Raw genomic sequence first — 2,949 nt, 5'->3', positions numbered from 1 at the left:
TTTTTTATTATTACTAGTTCAAAGTCCAACTCACGAATTTTAATGACAACTAATTCAAAGTCCAACGGGGTATGATAAAAAGTCCAACCCATGATGTTTTATGATAACTAATTGTTATAATCAAATACATTAAATTAAAGCGATCAACATAATAAAAATAACCCCGTTCCAAGCTCTGTTTGTGTTCAGTTTTGAGTAAAACAGAAGCGATTAACATAATAAAAAATAAAGCCCCAACATTAACCAAGTCACTATCGATGTCTTAAATCTAATTTTGGATTTAAGCAAGACAGAGTGAAGAATGGTTCGTGTTGGGGTTTTTGTTTTCGATTGATTAACGAATCGTATGATTACCTTTCAATATATATTTGTAACTGGTCAATTCTCTTAAGCCCATTGGGCCACGCGCGTGCATTTTTTGAGTGGAAATACCAATTTCACAACCAAGCCCAAACTCACCGCCGTCGGTAAAGCGTGTGGAAGCATTGACATAGATTGATGAACTATCGACTTGTTCAGTAAATTTCATAATGGCAATGGGATCATCACTCAAAATACTTTCGCTATGTCCCGTCGAGTGTTGATTGATGTGCTCAATGGCTTCATCAACAGAATCGACAACCTTGATAGCCATAATATAATCTAAAAATTCAGTCGCAAAATCATCGTCATTAGCTAATGTCGCTTGAGGTAAATAAGATAGTGCTCGCTCATCTGCACGTAATTCAACACGGTCTTGGAAAGCAGTCGCTAATTGAGTCAGCAATTCTTCAGCAATAGCTTGGTGTACTAACAAGACTTCAGCTGAGTTACAAACAGAAGGGCGACTGGTCTTGGCGTTATCAATCACCTTTATGGCTTGGGTAATATCGCTAGTTTGATCGACATAAATATGACAAATTCCGGTACCTGTTTCGATGACCGGAACAGTTGCTTCTTGCATCACAGTTTGAATTAACCCTGCGCCACCACGTGGTATAAGTAAATCAATGTAGCCTTTAGCTTTCATCATTTCTTTTGAACTTGCTCTAGTAGTATCTTCAATTAATTGGACAATATCTGGATTTAATCCTGCTAGTTTAATTCCTTGTCTTAAAGCATCGCATATTGCTTTTGAACTACGATAAGCTTCTTTACCGCCACGAAGGACAACGGCGTTGCCACTTTTAACTGCTAAGGCAGCAACATCCGCTGTTACATTTGGACGACTTTCATAAATCATACCTAAAACACCAAAGGGAACTGAACGTTTGGTGAGTTCCAGGCCGTTTTCCAAGGTTCTTTCCTCTAAGACTCTTCCGACAGGATCTTTTAATGTTTTTACCGCTAAAATACCGGCGGCCATGTCTTCAATACGTGCTTCGTTCAGCATTAAGCGGTCAAGCATAATATCAGCAATTTGACCTTTAGCTTGTGCTAAATCCTCAGCATTCGCTGCTAAAATGTTTGGGGTTGCTTTTAATAATTCTGCTGCCATTGCGGTTAAGACTTCATTTTTTTGAACAGTAGTGGCAAAATTGATCGAAGCTTTCACTTCTTTTGCGGTTTGTAAAATGGTTTGAGTAGTTTTCATTTTAAGACCTCCTAATTAATGGTGACCCAATCATCGCGATGAATCACAATGTCATTATTTTGTTTGGTAGATAATTTATCTTTAATTTCACGATGAGAAAAACGCGTCTGACCTTTGCCGATTAGATGTTGACCGTCCAAGCTATAAACGGAAATAATATCTCCCGCTTGAAAAGAATCCTGAACTTTTGTAATCCCGGTTAATAATAAACTACTTCCGGTGTGAAGCATCGCATATTCAGCACCAGCATCAATGTTAATACTGCCATTAGTACGCGCATAAAAGGATAACCATTGTTTCTTTTGAGCCATAATATCTTCATTGGCAATAAAAAGTGTTCCTTTATTGGATTGAGTAGCAGCTTCTACAATGGCATTCGGATTGGTAGAGGAACAGATAAAAACGGGTGTACCGGCTTTGGTTGCTAAACTAGCGGCAATCAGTTTAGTTGTCATGCCACCTGTTCCATTATTGGTACCTGCGTCGCCAGCCATTTTAAATAATTCAGGGGTAATCTCGTTAATGCGTTCGAAAAATGTTGCTTGTGGATTTTTCACTGGATTATCGGAATAGAGGCCATCGACATCGGTTAAGAGCACTAATAAATCAGCTTTTAGTAAAGAAGCGACTTGAGCAGAAAGCGTGTCATTGTCACCTACTTTAATTTCTTCTACAGCGATGGTGTCATTTTCATTGATGATGGGAATGACTTGGTTAGAAATTAAAACTTGTAAAGCATTAGCGGCATTACGATAACGTCTTTGATCAGCAAAGTCATCTTGTGTCAGTAAAACTTGTGCGCTGACAATTTGATGCTTTAATAAATATTTAGTATATTCTTCAATTAATAAACCTTGTCCAACAGCGGCACTAGCTTGTTTTTCTGCAATACGAGTAGGTCGTTTTGAAAAACCTAGTCTTCTAAAACCAGCCGCAATGGAGCCGGAAGTCACTAATACCAACTGATAACCTTGTTGATGCAATGTGGCTAATTGGTCTGTTATATTAATTATTTTTTGAATATCGATACTGCCATCCGATTGTGTTAATGAGGAAGTACCTACTTTATAAACGATTAAAGGTTGTTTCATATCAATGGCTCCTTTTCTTATTATTCTTAACTTACCCCATTTTAAAGATAATTACAATATTTTACGTCATTTTTAATTAAATGGGAGTAGCAGCGAAAGCTTGTCAATCGCTAGACTAATGATAAAGATAAATAGAACGATAAATAGGATGGCGCTATAACTAACCATATAGTCTTTAATTTTTTCTATTGGATTTGATTTAGAATCATCTATGCTCTTTAATATTTTCTATTGGATTTGATTTAGAATCATCTATACTTTTTATTTTTTGAAAGTTCTAAAATT

General features: G+C 36.8%; 2 protein-coding genes. Both read right to left on the bottom strand.

Going from position 1 to position 2,949, the window contains the following annotated elements:
- Positions 1-334 precede the first annotated feature (334 nt).
- Complete coding sequence (locus GSA01S_RS09835) at positions 335-1,573, bottom strand: glutamate-5-semialdehyde dehydrogenase (RefSeq protein ID WP_066127123.1); 1,239 nt, start codon at positions 1,571-1,573, stop codon at positions 335-337.
- Positions 1,574-1,584: 11 nt separating this feature from the next.
- Entirely contained in the window at positions 1,585-2,664 is a 1,080-nt protein-coding gene (gene proB, locus GSA01S_RS09830; protein ID WP_066127121.1) for a glutamate 5-kinase, read from the bottom strand.
- Between the last annotated feature and the right edge of the window lie 285 nt (positions 2,665-2,949).

Source organism: Globicatella sanguinis NBRC 15551, assembly GCF_001552295.1.
GTDB lineage: Bacteria > Bacillota > Bacilli > Lactobacillales > Aerococcaceae > Globicatella > Globicatella sanguinis.
The sequence above is the reverse complement of the archived record's forward strand: the minus strand, read 5'-3'. Positions and strand labels throughout refer to the sequence as shown.

Bases quoted from the DNA above. Each gene is read 5' to 3' on its own strand.
- GSA01S_RS09835 (WP_066127123.1), bottom strand. From the start codon at position 1,573: ATGAAAACTACTCAAACCATTTTACAAACCGCAAAAGAAGTGAAAGCT.
- proB (WP_066127121.1), bottom strand. From the start codon at position 2,664: ATGAAACAACCTTTAATCGTTTATAAAGTAGGTACTTCCTCATTAACA.